Raw genomic sequence first — 17,545 nt, 5'->3', positions numbered from 1 at the left:
ATAACATATAAATATAATGGGTAAAATAATTGCTTTGGCTAATCAAAAAGGCGGTGTTGGTAAAACTACATCATCTATCAATCTTGCCGCAAGCCTTGCCGTGCTGGAATTTAAAACATTGCTGGTAGATGCCGATCCGCAGGCAAATTCTACATCGGGCATAGGTTTTGACCCGCGTACCATAAAGGATAGCATTTACGAGTGTATCATTAATCAAACCGACCCACACGAGGCTATCCAGCATACCGAAACCCCTAACCTTGATTTGCTGCCCGCGCATATCGACCTGGTGGGCGCCGAAATAGAAATGATTAACCTGCCCGACCGCGAGTACAAAATGAAAGCCGTACTGGCGCAGGTGGTAGATGAATACGATTTTATTATTATCGATTGCTCGCCATCGCTGGGCCTGATTACCATTAACGCCCTTACAGCAGCCCACTCGGTTATCGTACCTGTGCAATGCGAGTACTTTGCGTTAGAAGGCTTGGGCAAATTGCTGAACACCATTAAAATTGTACAAAACCGCTTAAATACCAACTTGGATATTGAAGGGATTTTATTAACCATGTACGATGTACGCCTGCGCCTGAGCAACCAGGTGGTAGAGGAGGTGCGTACGCATTTTGAAGACCTGGTTTTTGATACCATTATACAGCGCAACACCCGGTTAAGCGAAGCCCCAAGCTTTGGCGTATCGGTAATTATGCACGATGCTAATTGCAAAGGCGCTATTAATTACTTAAACCTGGCCCGCGAAATTATCCGCAAAAACGGGTTAATGAAACCAGAGGAAGCAACAAGTACCGCAACCGTTTAATAAATGAGTTTAGATAAAAAAAGGGGATTAGGAAAAGGCTTGAGCGCCCTGCTTGACGACTCGACCCACGTAAATTCGCATGCCAATGTATCCCGGCCTATATCAACCAGTCCCGAAATTAACGATGCCGGTTCGATAAACGAGATTAGGATCAGTGAGATAGAAGTTAACCCTTTTCAGCCCCGTACCGAATTTGAAGCGCAGGCTTTAAATGAATTGGCCGATTCTATTAAGCTGCAGGGCTTAATACAGCCCATTACCGTTAGGCGCTTAAGCGCGCATAAATACCAGCTGATATCGGGCGAACGCCGTTTACGTGCCTCAAAAATTGCAGGCTTAACGCAGATTCCCGCCTATATCCGCACCGCTAACGACCAGCAGATGCTGGAAATGGCATTGATAGAGAACATTCAGCGCGAAAACCTGAATGCCATTGAAACCGCGCTCAGCTTTCAGCGGATGATAGACGAATGTAATTTGAAACAGGAAGAGCTTGGCGAACGTGTCAGCAAAAACCGCTCCACCGTTACCAATTACCTGCGTTTATTGAAACTACCGCCGGCCATACAGGCTTCCATCCGCGATGGGGGTATTACCATGGGCCATGCCCGCGCGCTGATATCGGTAGAAAGCCCGTCCGATCAGTTATATCTTCACCAACTCATCCTAAAGCAGCAGCTTTCTGTACGTAAGGTAGAGGAGATGGTACGCCATATGCAAAGGGAACCCGGTAAAAAGCCTGCTGCAAAACAGGATATGCCCCTAAGTTATCAGGTGCAAAAGATCCAGGACGACCTGGCATCCAAATTTAGCACCAAGGTAAAATTGAAGGTAAGCAGTCAGGGTGCCGGCAGTATAGAAATTCCTTTTTTATCAGAGGATGACCTGAACCGGATACTGGAAATGCTGGATTGGTAATTGTCAATTATATTTGTTTAACCCCTGCGTGGCTTTTATTACTACACTAAAAACAAGATCGCTACGTTAGGCTTTGGTAAAATGCGCAACTATCTCATCACCCTGTTTTTAATTGGCGGACTGGCTTTTCCGGTCTGCGCACAAACCCGCGATACAACTGTCCGTACACTGCCGGCCGGTACCGAATCCCGTAAATCGGAAACCGACCCAACCAAGGGGATCGCCCCTAAAATAAAGAAAGAAAAGATTTATCATCCCGATAGTACCCACAGCCCGCATACCGCCTGGACACGATCGGCCTTTGTGCCTGGCTGGGGACAGGTATACAATCACCACTGGTGGAAGGTGCCTGCTATTTATGCTGGTTTAGGCTTGCTGGTAAATGCTGTTATTGTGAATCAAAAAGATTATAAAATGTTTTTAGCCGTTGCTAAATATCAGCAATTAGGCATCCCCTATACCGACGCGAGATATGAGAACGATCCGCATCGGGACGATTATGCAACGTATGGCAAATTCTCAAAAGATGCTATCATTAATGCCAAAGATGGCGCTTACCGTAATAAAGAGATCAGCATACTTAGTTTTTTAGCCGTGTGGGGTGTAAATATTGTGGATGCTTATATTTATGGTAAACTGCAGCACTCGTACTCTATGGATAATAATTTTGGTTTTAAAATAGCCCCAACTACTATTAACCAATCTGTTTACGCGTCAAATTTTAATACTACCTTTACTCCCGGATTAAAAATCACTATAACACTGAGATGAAGATCGCAATATTAGGCTATGGTAAAATGGGCAAAATTATTGAAAAAATAGCCCAGGACCGTAAACACGAGATCGTACTGAAAATAGATGTTACCAATCAGGATGAACTGACCGCCGAGAACCTGCAAAAGGCCGATGTGGTGATCGAATTCAGTACGCCGGCAACCGTATTAGATCATATCGAAGCTTGCTTTGAAGCGAAAGTGCCCATTGTTGTAGGCACTACCGGCTGGTACGGGCATTTGCAGCGCATTAAAAACCAGTGCGAGCAAAACGGCAATACTTTCCTTTACGCCACCAACTTCAGCGTAGGGGTAAACATCTTTTTCCATATTAATAAAGTGCTGGCCAAACTGATGAACAATTACCCGTATTACGATGTACAGGTAGAAGAGATCCATCATACCCAAAAGCTCGACTCGCCCAGCGGTACCGCTATTACTATTGCCGAAGGTATTGTTGATGAACTGGACAGCAAAAAAGAATGGGTAAACATCCTGAGCACCGACGGCAACGAAGGCCTGGAAGATACCATTAAAGCCGATCAGCTATTGATAGAGTCTTTCCGTATAGAAAACGTGCCCGGCACCCATACCGTGGTTTACGATAGCGAGGTAGACAGCATTGAATTTAAGCATACCGCCCATAACCGCAATGGCTTTGCCCTTGGCGCCGTACTGGCTGCCGAATGGGTGCAAAACAAAAAAGGATTTTATTCGGTAAAAGATATGTTTAACTTTAGCCTTTAACCAATTACAATATTAAATCCCCTTACAGTGAACGTTGTTTTATTTTTTTTAGTTTTTATCTTCTTTATAGTATTGCCGTATGTCGGTTTATGGAAGCTATTTGAAAAGGCAGGAGAACCCGGTTGGAAAGCTATCATCCCATTTTATGCGGAGTATATTCAATTGCAACTGATAGGCCGCCCTACCTGGTGGATATTATTACTTTTTGTACCGGTTGTGAATATTTTTATTGCTGTTGGGATACTAATTGATTTTATTAAATCTTTTGGTAAATGGCGCATGCGTGATATTGCAGCAGCTATTTTGTTACCGGCAATATTTTTACCTAAATGGGGTTTTGATAAAAACGTGCAATATTTAGGCCCGGCAAATTCCGATGACTTTAAAGAAAAATACAAGAAGCATCTCAAAAAATCATCAGGCCGCGAGTGGACCGAAGCCATCATCTTTGCTGTGGTTGCCGCCACGCTGATCCGTACCTTCTTTATCGAGGCATATACTATCCCAACCCCGTCAATGGAACGCTCGCTTTTGGTTGGCGATTTCCTTTTTGTGAGCAAGGTAAATTATGGTCCGCGTACACCGATGACGCCTGTCGCGTTCCCGTTTGCGCATCATACTATGCCGCTGATTAATACCAAAGCTTACTGGGATGGCATAGAACTGCCCTACTACCGTTTGCCGGGCTTAAGCGATGTTAAAAAAGGTGATGTAGTGGTATTTAACTGGCCTATGGAGGCCGACTCGCCCTACCTGCGCCCGGTTGATAAACGCGAGAACTATATTAAACGCTGCCAGGCCACCCCGGGCGATACCCTGACCATTGTAAATGCGCAGGTATATGTTAACGGCAAACCAAACCCAAATCCGCCGGGCGAACAGATTGATTATGATTTGCAAACCGATGGTTCTGAACTTAATCCAAAAATGCTGGAAGACCTGAGTATTACTTATTACGAAGGTAACCCCAACCCCACCATGAATGCCGAGGCGGCAAAAACGCTGAAAAGTTATTCTAATATTAAATTGGTAAAAGCCAGGATCCAGCCAAAAGGTATTGCCGATCCGCAGGCTTTCCCGGGCGATGCCAACCACCCCTGGAATGCCGATAACTTTGGCCCTATCATTGTCCCTAAAAAAGGCTGGACCGTAAAACTGGATAGCCTGAGTATCCCGCTATACAAACGCGCTATTGAGGTTTATGAGCATAACACCGTAAAACTGGATGGCAAGAACGGTATCATCATCAATGGTGCTAAAGCCGATACTTATACCTTTAAAATGAACTACTACTGGATGATGGGTGATAACCGCCACGATTCCTTAGACTCCCGTTTCTGGGGCTTTGTTCCCGAAGATCATATTGTAGGCAAGGCCCTGTTCATCTGGATGAGCTGGGACGATAATGGCTCCTTCCTTAACAAGATCCGCTGGAGCAGAATCTTTAGAGGGATCCATTAATTCCCGGATTAAAATATTGCAAAAAGAGGCACCTATTGGTGCCTCTTTTGTTTCTGCCTGCCCCACCGCTTGTCATTGCGAGGTACGAAGCAATCGCACACCCGCAGAGACATTCTGTATAGTTCGCGATTGCTTCGTACCTCGCAATGACAGGGTATTTTAACCCAACTCTTTACCACATCCTGACAATCCATTAATTAGCTTTGCGATATGAAAGTTGAAATATGGTCTGATGTGATGTGCCCGTTCTGCTATATCGGCAAGCGGCGTTTTGAGGAAGCGCTGGCGCAATTCCCCCAGGCGGATGAGGTAGAGATCACCTGGAAAAGTTTCCAGCTAAACCCCGGCCTGGTAACCGACCCATCCATTAATATTAATCAATACCTGGCCAATACCAAAGGCTGGCAGCTGGAATACGCCCAACAGCTAAACCAGCAGGTGACCGAAATGGCACAAGCCGTTGGCCTGCACTATGATTTCGACCGCGCCATAGTAGCCAACAGCTTCAATGCACACAGGTTAATTCAGCTGGCTAAAGAACATGGCCTGGGCGATACCGCCGAGGAGGCATTATTTAAAGCCTACTTTACCCAGGGCAAAAACATAGATGATGAAGATACGCTTATGGAATTGGGTATAGGTATTGGCTTAGATGCTAATGAAATTAAACAGGTTTTAAGCACAGATAGATATGCCGATGCCGTTAAACACGACATTGAAGAAGCCCGCCAATTAGGCATTACCGGTGTGCCGTTTTTTGTGCTGAATGAAAAATACGCCGTATCCGGCGCGCAAGCGATTGAGGTATTTTTAGGCGCCCTGCAAAAAGCGCAGGCGGACGAATGATTGTCATTTCGAACGTAGAGAGAAATCTTCTACATGGTGATTTGTCGCACGTAGAAGATTTCTCCCGTTGGTCGAAATGACATGTTTTAATTATATCTTCTCCATTTCCCTCTTAACAAAAGCGGCCAGTTCAGCCACATAACCTGCGCTGAAATCAAACTTAATGCCGGCAGTTTCGTAAATCTCTTTAATGGTTTTGGTATAGCCTAATTTCAGGGCATCCAGGTATTGCTGCAGGCCCTTTTCGGGGTTTTCCTTGTAGTTTTTCCATACCGCTATAGCGCCTAACTGGGCCATACCGTATTCTATATAATAAAAGGGCACCTCAAAAATGTGCAGCTGTTTTTGCCAAAGGTTGGTTTCGGCGTCGGGGTGATCGCTCCAATCTACAAAACCGGCGCCAAAGCGTTCGTATATCTGTATCCAGGCTTCGGTGCGCTGCTCGTCCGTATGATCGGGGTTGGTATAGATCCAGTGTTGAAACTGATCAACTACAGCCACCCAGGGCAGGGTTTTCAGCACATCGATCAACTGATCGCGTTTAGCGCGTTTCAGGTCTTCCTCGTTATCAAAATACACATCCCAGTTATCCATCGATATCAATTCCATCGACATAGATGCCAGTTCGGCCACCTCGGCCGGGGTATGTTTAAAATCGTTCAGCTCTAAGTCGGCAGTCAGGAAAGTATGCACCGCGTGGCCGCCCTCGTGTACCATGGTGGTCAGATCGCGGAAGGTATTGGCCGAATTCATGAAGATGAACGGGGCGCCGGTTTCGCTAAGCGGATAGTTATAACCACCCGGCGCTTTGCCTTTGCGGCTTTCCACATCAAACAGGCTGTTATCCTTCATAATTTCCAAACGCTCGCCCAGGTAGCGGCTGATATTGCTGAAGCACTGGATAGATTTTTCGATCAGGTCATCACCGTTTTTAAAAGGTTTTAAAGCCGGTTTGCCCGATACATCTACATCCATATCCCAGGCCTTAAGGGTATCTAAAGCCAGGGCCGCCTTACGTTTTTCGGCCTGTTCGTGCAGGATAGGGACAATCTCTTTCTCAATAGCCTCGTGAAAAGCATAGCAATCCTGCGGGGTATAATCAAACCGGCCCAGCGCCTGGAACATATAATCGCGGAAATTCTCGAAATTGGCATTCAGCGCCAGTTGGTGGCGTAATGCGCGCAGGTGATCGAATAAGCTGTTCAGCGTATCCTTATCCTGCAGGCGGCGGGCGGTAATGGTTTCCCAGGCCAGTTGGCGTTTGGCACGGTCGGTATCTTTTAAAAACACGCCGGCCTGCTCCATGGTATATTCCTTATCGCCGATATGTACCGACATGGAGCCGGTGATCGATTGGTATTTCTGCTGCTCTAACTGGATCTCGGTTTGTACCGGGATATTTTCCTCGCGAAACAACTCCAATGCCTTGCGGATACCACGCAGATAGATAAAATATTTCTCTTTATCCAATTGATCGGCGTATTCGCTGGCTACCAGTTTTTTATTCAGTTCGTTATTACAGGGCGCTATTTTGGGCTCAACTTCGGTAGCAAAATACTGGAATTTGGCCAGCAGGTCCTCGTTGGTGGTATCGCAGGTCATGCGGATATAGCGCCAGGCAAAGTCTTCTTCAATGGCGGCTTCCACTTCGCTGCGGTTGCGCATCCATTGCTCCAATTCCTCAACCGAATGAATGGGGCGGGCAATCAGCTCATTAAAAAGCGGCTCCAGGTTTTCCCAGTTCATTTCAAAATTAGCAGGTACGTATGTTCTTGGTTTTTTATGGATCATGGTGTAAATGTGCAAATATGCTGATGTGCAAATGTGCAGATTTTTTAGGAAGTGGAAAATGCTTTCATTTGTTATATTTGTATAGAGACATGAAAACACTAAAAATATTAACCCTAACACTCTTGATTGCCATTGGCACACAAGTTAAAGCTGCCGATAACGCTGCCATTAGTCACCTCATCAAAGCTTATTTAGGCATGAAGGACGCCCTGGCAACCGATAATAGCAAAAACGCTAACGCCCAGGCCAAACTATTTACAGCTGCTGTTAAGGAAGTTAACGAGGGCACGATGGATGCCGCCCAAAAAGCGGTCTGGACTAAGTATGGTGAGAAGCTGCGCTTCAACGGCGACCATATTGCCGAATCAAGCGATATTGCCCATCAACGCGAGCATTTTCAAAAACTATCTGATGATATTTACGGCCTGATTAAAAACATGAAGGCCAACGATATTACCCTTTACCGCCAGTATTGCCCCATGAAAAAGGCTTATTGGTTAAGCGCATCCGATAAAATAGCTAATCCATATTATGGCAGCGATATGTTAACATGTGGCGAGGTAAAGGAAACAATTAAGGTGGCGAAGTAAGGCTTACTAAACCGCGTCATTGCGAGGTACGAAGCAATCTTCCCGACTGCAAATCGAACTTGCAAATGCGGCTGTTTAGTTTTGAGATTACTTCGTACCTACCCATGACATGTTACTATTTGTCATTCTGAACGGAGTGAAGAATCTATAGTAAGCAGAGCGGAATGCATTGACGGTAGATTCTTCGTTTCACTCAGAATGACAACCTGTTTTAGCTGGGATACTAAACGTCATGCATATTTTTAAAGTCCCGCCCGAATTTGATAACTCGTAATAACGTGTTTTTTGACTGACTACCGCAATTACTCCGTTCCCCGTACCTTTTTCACCGTCAAAATATCCTGACCGGTGGCGTCGCCTTGTTCCTGTAGTTTGCCGAAGGCTGCCGCGGTAGCGTAATTCAGTATTTCCTGTGGCGGGTGCTGATTATAGAAACCATAGATGAGGCCGGCCATAAAGCAATCGCCGCTGCCCGACCGGTCTACCACACCGCCGCAATTAAACTCGGGCGAATGGTAGAGCTGGTTATCAGTATATAAGGTGGTGTAATAATGCGTATGATTGGCTTCACTGTCAAAGCGGAAGGTATTGGCTACCGTTTTTACCTTTGGGAACATTCGCATAATCTCGGCCGAGGTATCCCGGGCATGGTCCAGATAAGCCTGCTTGTTTTTTTTATCGTGGATGTGTTCATCAATTGCCGTACCCAGCAAAGTGTTGGCACTCCAGATATTGCCCATCACCACATCGCAGTAGGAAAGTAGTTGGGGCATTACCTCTACCGGTTGCTTGCCGTATTTCCACAGGCGCGAGCGGTAATTCAGATCGACAGAGATCGTGATGTTCTTGCGCGATGCGGCTTCCAGCGCTTCCAGGCAAACATCGGCCACATCCTCGTTCAGCGCCGGGCTGATGGCCGTAAAGTTAAACCAGGATACATCGCGCAGTACCTTGTCCCAGTCTATCATCCCGCGTTTTAGCTGGGAGAATGATGAACCGGCACGGTCATAAACCACGCTGCCTTTTAAATCGGCGCCGCGCTCCAGATAGTAAACGCCAATACGTTCGCCCGAGAATATAATGGATGAAGTGAAGATCCCTTTATACTCCAGGTAGTCTATCACATGGTGGCTCATAAAATTGTCGGGCAGTACGGTGCAATACTTTACCGGTACGCTCCAGCCGGCAAGGGCCGTGGCGGCATTGGCTTCGGCGCCGCCCATGTACAGGTAAAAGGGGTGCTTTTCCGCGTCTTCCTGCGGGGCAGGCGAGATGCGCAAAAGCAGTTCCCCAAAACAAAGTATCTTACTGATCACCAGCCGAAATAGTTTTTGGCATTATAATAGCAAATATCCTGAACAATTTTACCTATCCAGGCTATATCATTAGGCAGTTCGCCATTCTCTACATCATCGCCAAACAGGTTACACAGCAGGCGGCGGAAGTATTCGTGACGCGGGTACGACAGGAAGCTGCGCGAATCGGTGAGCATACCTACCAAACGGCTTAATAAGCCCATGTTTGATAAGGCGTTCATCTGTTTAATCATGCCATCCTTTTGATCAAGGAACCACCAGGCCGATCCAAACTGGATTTTACCGGCAACCGAGCCATCGTTAAAGTTACCGATCATGGTAGCTATCAGTTCGTTATCGGCAGGGTTGAGATTATAGATAATGGTTTTGGCCAGTTTATTTTCGGTATCCAAACGGTTCAGGAATTTAGACAGCATGCGGGCCTGGCTAAAATCGCCGATGGAATCCCAGCCGGTATCAGGCCCTAATTGCGATAGCATGCGGGTATTGTTGTTACGCAAAGCACCCAGGTGATATTGCTGCACCCAACCTTTTTCGTGGTCCCACTCGGCAAAGTAAACCAGCATAGCCGATTTAAATTTCAAGATATCGCCAGGCAGCAAAACGCCACCAGCACGGATGGTTTTAAAGATGGCGCTGATCTCGGCATCGGTATAATCTTCGGCGTAGATTTGTTCCAGGCCGTGGTCGGATACCGAACAGCCGTTGGCCGCGAAATAATCGTGACGGGCTTTCAGGGCCGACAGGTAAGCTTCAAAATCTTCGATATTGGTATTGGTTACCTCTTCCAGCTTAGTGATGTAGGCATTCAAACCGGCAACATCATCAGCAGCCATAGCCTTATCGGGGCGGTAGGCCGGCAGTATTTTTACGGCATAGTTATCAGCCTTAATTTGCTGGTGGTATTCCAGGTTATCCAGCGGATCGTCGGTGGTGCAAACCACCTTAACGTTCATGTTCTGGATCAGGCTGCGCACTTTATATTCGGGGGTTTGCAGTTTGGCGGTACACTCGTCGTAGATCTTTTTGGCTGTGGCCGATGATACGATATCGTTCATGCCAAAATAGCGCTGCAATTCCAGGTGTGTCCAGTGGTACAGCGGGTTGCGCAGGGTATACGGCACGGTAGCCGCCCATTGCTCAAATTTTTCAAAATCGGTACCGTTGCCGGTGATGTATTTTTCGTTGACACCGTTGGCGCGCATGGCACGCCATTTATAATGATCGCCATAAAGCCAAACCTGGGTAAGGTTGGCAAAATTACCGTTGGCCGCAATCTGGTCGGGCGGTAAATGGCAGTGGTAATCAATTATCGGCATTTGCTGCGCATAATCGTGATATAAGCGGCGCGCAGTTTCGGTTTTCAGCAGGAAGTTTTCGTCTAAAAAAATGTTCATAAAAAGATTTGTTCTTAAGCTAAATGGGGTGCTTAAAACGATGCTAAGGTATTAATTATTCCGCTTTTATTAATGAACGATTTGTACATGTTTGTATATGATACTAACAGTTATTCAGACTTACGAAGTTTTTAAAACTTCGTAAGTCTTGGAGGTAACCCATAGCTGGCTTCAGTCGCAGACTGAAGCCAAAGATCAGGCAAGTCTGTGACTTGTCTTCCTGCCGGAAAGTTGTAAACTTTCCTTATCCATAGGCTTCAGTCGCAGACTGAAGCCAGATTAAAGCATTTTCAAATAATCTTCATTTGCACACTTGCATATCCTCGCATTTGCACATTAAACCTTATTTTTGCACACATGCCGCATCATGCCATTATCACGTATAAAACCCCGCGCAAAGCCCGCATTTCCAGCACTGTATTTTACTTTATATCGGGCTTTGGCTATTCGGCCTGGGCATCGCGCATCCCATTTATACAAGCCAACCTGCATTTAAACGAGAGGCAATTAGGCGCGGTGCTGTTTGCTATGCCCGCCGGGTTAATGCTCACTATGCCCCTCACCGGGCAATTATTAAGCCGGTTTAGCAGCCGCAGCATTATGTTTACCGGGGCCATGATATTTAATGTAATGCTGAGCCTGCTGGGCTTTGCCACACAAACCTGGCAACTGGTAGCCATTTTGTTTTGCTTCGGTTCATCGCGCAATTTGTTTAACCTGTCATTAAACGCGCAGTCTATCAGTGTGCAATCGTTGTATGACAGATCTATCATGACTTTCTTTCATGGGGTGTGGAGCATGGCCGGTTTTGCCGGGGCGGCAGTAGGCTACCTGATGGTAAGGTTTAGTATTGCGCCATCCTGGCATTTGCCGGGTGTGGGCATAGCCATGGTAATAGCCGCCCTGTTCTTCTATCCCGAAACTATTTATCATAAGCCATCGGCGCTGCAAAAGCGGCCGGTATTTTCCCTGCCCGATAAATTCCTGCTCAAATTTGCCCTGATCTGTTTTGCCTGTATGGCCTGTGAAAATACCATGTACGATTGGAGCGGCATCTACTTTGAAAAAGCCGTGCATACCTCCAAGCAAGCCGCTACAGCAGGCTTTGTTTTTTACATGGTGGCCATGACCATTAGTCGCTTTGCCGGCGACAGGCTGGTGAACCGGCTGGGCATTAAACCCATTTTAACCTACAGCGGCTGGCTGATATTTGCCGGGATGCTGATAGCCGTACTGATCCCGTACACCGCCTCGGCCTGCATTGGTTTTGTGCTGACGGGCGCCGGGGTATCCTGTATTGTACCGCTGGTGTTTAGCATGGCGGGTAAATCAAAAACCATGAGCGGGGCATCGGCCATAGCGGCCATATCTACTATTGGTTATCTTGGTTTTTTACTTGTACCGCCATTGGTAGGCTTTGTGGCACAGGCGGCCGGACTACGGGTGGCCTTTGGCATGATAGCGGCCTTTGGCGGATTGATCGTCTGGATGGTATCGATGATAAAGGAAGAGGAAGCATAGTGTTGCATTTTCATTTGCCGGTTCAAGCGTCCACGCTTTTGCCGATTCAAGCGTCCTCGCTTGAACTATATCCTGATTGAGCGTCTGCGCTCCCGTATTAAACGTCAGCGTGGACGCTGACAGTTGCGTTAAGTTAAGCGTGGACGCTTAAATTGCGGTTGTTTAACTTTGCAGTTTTTCGTAACATTAACATGCTAATTTGCTCTAAGTATAGGATTTTAAAAACCACATCATACCCCTTATGAAAACACTGCATGTCCTAAACGGCGATTCTACCTTGTATGGATTTAAGCATACCGGCCTTGACGGCGATGTGATGGTTTGGCGGGAAGTACTGTCAGAAGGCCCGCTGGAAATGAATATCGGTTCGGCACATTTCTGGAAAACCCGCTCGGCCTGGATCTGTAAAACTTTCGACGATCAGCCCGAGGCCTATCAGCGGGATATGATAGACCAACTGGCTGTATTAAGCCAACCGCATGATGAAATAAACATTTGGTTTGAGTACGACCTGCATTGCCAAAGCAATATGCTGGGGGTAATGAATTATCTGAAACAACAAGCCGACCTGTCGGGCCCGGCTATCTATTTGATTTGTCCGGGTACATTTCCCGGCAAGCCGAATTTTGGCGGTATGGGCGAACTGAATGGCGAAGAGCTACGTTATTTGTATGATAACATCCGCGTGCAGCTAAACGAAATTGATTTTGTAATAGCCGCCGAAACCTGGGAAATGTACGTAAAGCACGATGCGGAACACCTGCAGCAGTACCTTGCCGAAACCAAGTTTTGGGGAGCAATGCACTGGCTGAAAACCGCGCTGGAAGCTCACCTGCAACGCTTGCTGCTCAATGCAAACGGACTGAATTATATCGAACAGAAACTGCTGGACATTTACCAAAGCGGCATTACTACCCAGCAGGAAATATGCGTAGCCTTTTGGGCAACTGACAAAATTTACGGACTGGGCGATTTAGAAGTGGGTTTGTATCTGGATAAGTTGAGGAGCAAGGGGTTGATGAAGTAAATGTGCAAATGTGCGGATATGCAAATGTGCAAATGAGTCCCATGCTTGTATTCCCCCTTCAGGGGGGTAGGGGGTAAAAAAAACGGCGGCCCCCTATGAATGGGCCGCCGTAAAAAACCGGTTTAGGAGAAGCGTTAAATATATCTGTTGATGATATTTTCCAAATACTCCTGTTTGCCGCTGATCACTGCCGGTTCGCCGTTTTGAATGGCATATTCCCGCAAATCTTCCAGCGATAATTTTCCTTGTTCAAACTCGGCGCCTTTGCCGCTATCGAACGATGCATACCTTTCAGTACGGATCTTTTTAAAGTCCGACTTTTGCAATATCTTGTCTGCTGTAACCAATGCCCTGGCAAATATGTCCATCCCGCCAATATGTGCGTAAAACAGGTCGGCCGGGTCGGTCGAGTTCCTCCTTATTTTTGCATCAAAATTGATGCCACCTCCTTGCAAACCACCGGCCTGCAAAATGATCATCATCGCTTCGGTAATCTCGGTAATATCATTAGGGAACTGGTCGGTATCCCAGCCGTTCTGATAATCGCCGCGGTTAGCATCTATCGATCCTAATAAACCCGAATCGGCCGCTACCTGTAACTCATGCTGGAAAGTATGGCCGGCCAGTGTAGCATGGTTCACTTCCAGGTTCAGTTTAAAGTCGTTCATCAGGTCGTATTTCTGCAAAAAGCCCAATACGGTAGCCGCGTCATAATCATACTGATGCTTAGATGGCTCGCATGGTTTGGGCTCGATAAAGAAAGTACCTTTAAAGCCCTGCTTGCGGGCATAATCCTTAGCAGTGTGCAGAAATTTGGCCATATGTTCCTGTTCACGCTTCATATTGGTGTTCAGCAGGCTCATATAACCTTCGCGCCCGCCCCAAAAAACGTAATTTTCGCCGCCTAAGGCAATGGTAGCATCCAATGCCGCTTTTACCTGTGCCGCCCCATGTGCCAGCACATGGAAATCGGGGTTGGTAGAAGCGCCGTTCATATAACGCTTATGCGAAAATAAATTGGCCGTACCCCACAGCAGCTTCACGCCGCTTTCCTGTTGCTTTAGTTTGGCGTAATCTACCAATGCCGATAACCTGCGGTCGTTCTCGTTAATATCGTTACCATAATCCACCACATCCACATCGTGGAAGCAGTAGTAAGGCAGGTTCATTTTGGTGATGAATTCGAAGGCGGCATCCATCTTGTCTTTAGCGCGCTCTACCGCGTCTGTTTTTACATCCCAGGCAAATTGGTGTGTCGGCCCGCCAAAAGGGTCGCCGCCATTGCCTACAAAGCTGTGCCAGTAGGCACAGGCAAAGCGCAAATGTTCTTTCATGGTTTTGCCGGCCACTACCTGGTCTGCATTGTACCAGCGGAAGGCCAGCGGGTTGTCACTTTCCAGGCCCTCGTATTTTACCTGGTTTATTCCTTTAAAGTACTCTTCGTTTCCTAATGTGATGCTCATGATTCTTTTGTAGTCCGAAAGTCCGAAAGACGGGAAGTCCGGAAGATTTTAGTTTGTATTTGTGTTTATAAATTCTATTTCTGCTTCCGGACTTTCGGTCTTCCTGTCTTCCGGACTTTTCCTTTTTTATTTCTGCTTCCGGACTTTCGGTCTTCCCGACTTCCGGACTTTTTTATTGCTCCACCGTCAACTGCTGTTCCAGCAAACTCTTCCATTCCTGGTAAACAGGTTCGTAAGCGTTAGTGGTTGGGCTAATGGTTTGTATACTTTGTATCTGCGCGAAGGCTTCTTCGGCAGTGGCGAAAATACCGCTGCCTATGCCCGCGCCTAATGCCGCGCCTACGCTGCCATCGTTTTGGTAAAGTTCAACCGGTACACCGGTTACATTTACAAAGGCTTCGGTAAACAGTTCGCTTAAAAAAAGGTTGGTCTTACCGGCCCGTATCACCGTAGGGTTCATGCCGTTGCTGCGCATAATATCCAGCCCGTAACGGAATGCGCAGGCAATCCCTTCCTGCACCGCGCGGAACAGATGCGGCTGCATATGCAGGTTCAAGTCGATATGGTGGAAATGTACACCTATCAGCTTATTGTTCAGCATGCGCTCGGCACCGTTGCCGAAAGGCAATATGCGCAGGCCGTTGCTGCCCAATGGGGCCTGCATAGCCAAATCGTTCATCTGCGCGTAGCTAATAGCCGAACCGAACAGGCTTTTAGTCCAGCGGTTAAGGCTGCCGGTACCGTTGATGCATAACAGTACGCCCAAACGTTTTTGTGCTTCGGCATAATTTACATGCGCGAAGGTGTTTACACGCGATTGCGGGTCGTAAGTCAACTCATCGCTGACACCATATATAACACCCGATGTACCTGCCGTGGCGGCTACCTCGCCGGGGCGAAGCACGTTTAACGACAAGGCGTTGTTGGGCTGATCGCCGGCTTTGTAGGCAACAGCGATACCTTGTTTAAGGCCTAATTGCGCCGCAACAGACGGTAGTAAATTACCATGTACCGAAAAAACAGGTTTTATGGGTGGAAACAGATCCGGACTGAAACCAAAGTAATTAAGAATCTCATCCGACAACCGGTTGTTCAGGAAATCGAAGAAGATACCTTCGGACAAGGCTGATACCGATGTGGTAATCTCGCCGGTCAGTTTCATGGCAATATAATCGCCGGGCAGCATGATCTTGTCTATTTTGGCGTAAATCTCCGGCTCGTTTTGTTTTACCCAGGCCAGTTTGGCGGCCGTAAAATTACCGGGCGAATTAAGGAAATGAGCGAGACAGGTATCATGACCAATTTCATCAAAGGCTTTATCGCCAATTTCTACCGCGCGGCTATCGCACCAGATAATACTATCGCGCAGCAGGTTTTGATCTTTATCTACCAGTACCAAACCATGCATCTGGTAGGCTATACCAATGGCTTCAATATCAAGCGGGTTGTATTTACCCGATGCATGGCAGCGCTGTATGGCCTGCTGTGCCTGCTGCCACCACATATCGGGTGATTGCTCGGCCCAGCCCGGTTGTACGGAAATAATGGGCGATTCCTTATCGGGATATTGCGCCGTCATCACCGCTTTTTGCGTGGCTGCATCCACCACCGAAATTTTTACCGATGAGGTGCCGATATCAATACCTAATAACAACATATATAGCTATAACAAATACTTTTATTTTGAAGTGCCCGGTTTACAAACGGGCTTTGAATCAACGAAAGTAAATTTAATTTTTTTGTTCTGCAATCGATTGTTTTAATTTATTTATTTTATTTTTTCTAATATTACATCATCAAGATGAATCCTAAGAAAAGAGTCACGATTTATGATATTGCCAGGAAGCTGAATTTGACAGCTTCGTCCGTTTCCAGGGCGCTGAACAACAGCAGCCATGTGAACGAGGCGACCAAGCAACTGATCAAAAAAACCGCCGCCGAAATGAATTATAAGCCCAATACGCTGGCCTCAAACCTGCGTAAGGGTAAATCGCAAACTATTGGAGTGGTAGTGCCGCGTATTAATCAAAACTTTTTTGCTAATGTGATAGCGGGTATTGAAGATGCCACCTACCGGCGCGGCTACAATCTGGTCATCTGCCAGTCTAACGAATCGCACGATAAGGAGATCCAATGTGTCAATACCCTGATCAATCAGCATGTGGATTGCATCGTGATATCGGTATCGGCCGAAGGCAATGATTATACCCACCTGCAAAACGTAATTGACCACCATATCCAGCTGATCCAGTTTGACCGTGTGGCCGATAACCTGCAAACGCTGAAGGTGGTTAACGATAACGAGCAGGCATCTTTGGAAGCTGTAACACACATGATCAGCCAGGGGTATAAGCGCATAGCTTTACTGGAAGGGCCGCAAAACCTGGATGTTTTCCGCCAGCGGAAAGCCGGATATACCAGGGCTTTGCAGGAAGCAGGCCTGCCGGTATCAGAAGAGCTGATTATAGCCAATGCCTGGACAAAAGAAGCCGGCGCTTTAGCCGTACGCAGTTTACTAAATATGCCCAACCCGCCCGACGCCATTTTTGCCTCGCGCGATGATTTTTCGGCTTTAGGGGTATTGGAGGTAGCTACCGATATGGGTATTAAAGTGCCTGATGAACTGGGTATCTGCGGCTATTCTAACGAAGCTTTTACCGAGATTACCAGTCCGTCCATTACCACTATCGATCAGCATAGTGTTTATATCGGCCAAACCATATCTAACCTCTATTTCCAGGAAATGGATAATAAAAACAAAGACACCGGCAGCACCCCCAGAACCATCAGTATTAAACCAAAACTGATCATCAGGTCATCGACTACGAGGGTGGTGTAGGGCCGGTTAATAAATGTGCCGAAGGTACATTTGGTT

At 46.9% G+C, this 17,545-nt stretch carries 15 protein-coding genes; 10 read left to right on the top strand and 5 right to left on the bottom strand.

What is annotated here, in order from left to right; all coding sequences use genetic code 11:
- The first annotated feature begins 16 nt into the window (after window positions 1–16).
- From AC07M6_RS13055 to AC07M6_RS13030, 6 genes are all read left to right on the top strand, one after another.
- Window positions 17–820, top strand: a complete 804-nt coding sequence (locus tag AC07M6_RS13055) for a ParA family protein (protein WP_494890041.1) — start codon at window positions 17–19, stop codon at window positions 818–820.
- Window positions 821–823: 3 nt separating this feature from the next.
- Entirely contained in the window at window positions 824–1,738 is a 915-nt protein-coding gene (locus AC07M6_RS13050; RefSeq protein WP_494890039.1) for a ParB/RepB/Spo0J family partition protein, read from the top strand.
- An 81-nt stretch (window positions 1,739–1,819) separates the two neighbouring features.
- Window positions 1,820–2,509: a DUF5683 domain-containing protein gene (locus AC07M6_RS13045; RefSeq protein WP_494890037.1), complete on the top strand. Its 690-nt coding sequence runs from the start codon at window positions 1,820–1,822 to the stop codon at window positions 2,507–2,509.
- Entirely contained in the window at window positions 2,506–3,258 is a 753-nt protein-coding gene (dapB, locus tag AC07M6_RS13040) for a 4-hydroxy-tetrahydrodipicolinate reductase (RefSeq protein ID WP_494890035.1), read from the top strand. Before AC07M6_RS13045 ends, dapB begins: the two co-directional genes overlap by 4 nt.
- 27 nt (window positions 3,259–3,285) lie before the next feature.
- Entirely contained in the window at window positions 3,286–4,719 is a 1,434-nt protein-coding gene (gene lepB, locus AC07M6_RS13035) for a signal peptidase I (protein ID WP_494890033.1), read from the top strand.
- 210 nt (window positions 4,720–4,929) lie between these two features.
- Window positions 4,930–5,565 carry a DsbA family oxidoreductase gene (locus AC07M6_RS13030; protein WP_494890031.1) on the top strand — a complete coding sequence of 212 codons (636 nt, stop codon included), beginning with the start codon at window positions 4,930–4,932 and terminating at the stop codon, window positions 5,563–5,565.
- Between the two features lie 90 nt (window positions 5,566–5,655).
- Here the strand turns inward: AC07M6_RS13030 and AC07M6_RS13025 are convergent, their stop codons facing one another.
- Window positions 5,656–7,356 (bottom strand): M3 family oligoendopeptidase, encoded by a 1,701-nt coding sequence (locus tag AC07M6_RS13025; protein WP_494890029.1) that lies wholly within the window; start codon window positions 7,354–7,356, stop codon window positions 5,656–5,658.
- Window positions 7,357–7,445: 89 nt separating this feature from the next.
- Between AC07M6_RS13025 and AC07M6_RS13020 the strand changes: the two genes are divergently transcribed.
- Window positions 7,446–7,946 (top strand): DUF3347 domain-containing protein, encoded by a 501-nt coding sequence (locus AC07M6_RS13020; RefSeq protein WP_494890027.1) that lies wholly within the window; start codon window positions 7,446–7,448, stop codon window positions 7,944–7,946.
- 302 nt (window positions 7,947–8,248) lie between these two features.
- Here AC07M6_RS13020 and AC07M6_RS13015 read toward each other — a convergent pair whose 3' ends face one another.
- Window positions 8,249–9,262: a sugar kinase gene (locus tag AC07M6_RS13015; RefSeq protein WP_494890025.1), complete on the bottom strand. Its 1,014-nt coding sequence runs from the start codon at window positions 9,260–9,262 to the stop codon at window positions 8,249–8,251.
- A complete protein-coding gene (uxaC, locus tag AC07M6_RS13010; RefSeq protein ID WP_494890023.1) occupies window positions 9,259–10,659 on the bottom strand; it encodes a glucuronate isomerase in 1,401 nt (466 codons plus the stop codon). The genes AC07M6_RS13015 and uxaC overlap by 4 nt, the downstream gene beginning before the upstream one ends.
- Window positions 10,660–11,016: 357 nt before the next feature.
- Here uxaC and AC07M6_RS13005 point away from each other — a divergent pair, with 357 nt between their 5' ends.
- Complete coding sequence (locus AC07M6_RS13005) at window positions 11,017–12,180, top strand: MFS transporter (protein WP_494890021.1); 1,164 nt, start codon at window positions 11,017–11,019, stop codon at window positions 12,178–12,180.
- A gap of 241 nt (window positions 12,181–12,421) precedes the next feature.
- Window positions 12,422–13,207, top strand: a complete 786-nt coding sequence (locus AC07M6_RS13000; RefSeq protein WP_494890019.1) for a DUF1835 domain-containing protein — start codon at window positions 12,422–12,424, stop codon at window positions 13,205–13,207.
- Between the two features lie 134 nt (window positions 13,208–13,341).
- Here the strand turns inward: AC07M6_RS13000 and xylA are convergent, their stop codons facing one another.
- Both xylA and AC07M6_RS12990 read right to left on the bottom strand, forming a co-directional pair.
- Complete coding sequence (xylA, locus tag AC07M6_RS12995) at window positions 13,342–14,670, bottom strand: xylose isomerase (RefSeq protein WP_494890018.1); 1,329 nt, start codon at window positions 14,668–14,670, stop codon at window positions 13,342–13,344.
- Window positions 14,671–14,842: 172 nt separating this feature from the next.
- On the bottom strand, window positions 14,843–16,327 hold the full coding sequence (locus AC07M6_RS12990) for a xylulokinase (protein ID WP_494890016.1): 1,485 nt from the start codon (window positions 16,325–16,327) through the stop codon (window positions 14,843–14,845).
- A gap of 144 nt (window positions 16,328–16,471) precedes the next feature.
- Between AC07M6_RS12990 and AC07M6_RS12985 the strand changes: the two genes are divergently transcribed.
- Window positions 16,472–17,509, top strand: coding sequence for a LacI family DNA-binding transcriptional regulator (locus AC07M6_RS12985; protein WP_494890014.1), 1,038 nt, complete (start codon window positions 16,472–16,474; stop codon window positions 17,507–17,509).
- Window positions 17,510–17,545: the final 36 nt, after the last annotated feature.

It is taken from the genome of Mucilaginibacter sp. GW821-FHT07H05 (assembly GCF_059418485.1).
The sequence above is the reverse complement of the archived record's forward strand: the minus strand, read 5'-3'. Positions and strand labels throughout refer to the sequence as shown.

Coding starts and splice junctions, on each gene's coding strand:
- AC07M6_RS13045 (WP_494890037.1), top strand. CDS start 1,820: ATGCGCAACTATCTCATCACCCTGTTTTTAATTGGCGGACTGGCTTTT.
- xylA (WP_494890018.1), bottom strand. CDS start 14,670: ATGAGCATCACATTAGGAAACGAAGAGTACTTTAAAGGAATAAACCAG.
- AC07M6_RS13000 (WP_494890019.1), top strand. CDS start 12,422: ATGAAAACACTGCATGTCCTAAACGGCGATTCTACCTTGTATGGATTT.
- AC07M6_RS12985 (WP_494890014.1), top strand. CDS start 16,472: ATGAATCCTAAGAAAAGAGTCACGATTTATGATATTGCCAGGAAGCTG.
- AC07M6_RS12990 (WP_494890016.1), bottom strand. CDS start 16,327: ATGTTGTTATTAGGTATTGATATCGGCACCTCATCGGTAAAAATTTCG.
- AC07M6_RS13055 (WP_494890041.1), top strand. CDS start 17: ATGGGTAAAATAATTGCTTTGGCTAATCAAAAAGGCGGTGTTGGTAAA.
- AC07M6_RS13025 (WP_494890029.1), bottom strand. CDS start 7,356: ATGATCCATAAAAAACCAAGAACATACGTACCTGCTAATTTTGAAATG.
- AC07M6_RS13030 (WP_494890031.1), top strand. CDS start 4,930: ATGAAAGTTGAAATATGGTCTGATGTGATGTGCCCGTTCTGCTATATC.
- AC07M6_RS13050 (WP_494890039.1), top strand. CDS start 824: ATGAGTTTAGATAAAAAAAGGGGATTAGGAAAAGGCTTGAGCGCCCTG.
- dapB (WP_494890035.1), top strand. CDS start 2,506: ATGAAGATCGCAATATTAGGCTATGGTAAAATGGGCAAAATTATTGAA.
- uxaC (WP_494890023.1), bottom strand. CDS start 10,659: ATGAACATTTTTTTAGACGAAAACTTCCTGCTGAAAACCGAAACTGCG.
- AC07M6_RS13005 (WP_494890021.1), top strand. CDS start 11,017: ATGCCGCATCATGCCATTATCACGTATAAAACCCCGCGCAAAGCCCGC.
- AC07M6_RS13020 (WP_494890027.1), top strand. CDS start 7,446: ATGAAAACACTAAAAATATTAACCCTAACACTCTTGATTGCCATTGGC.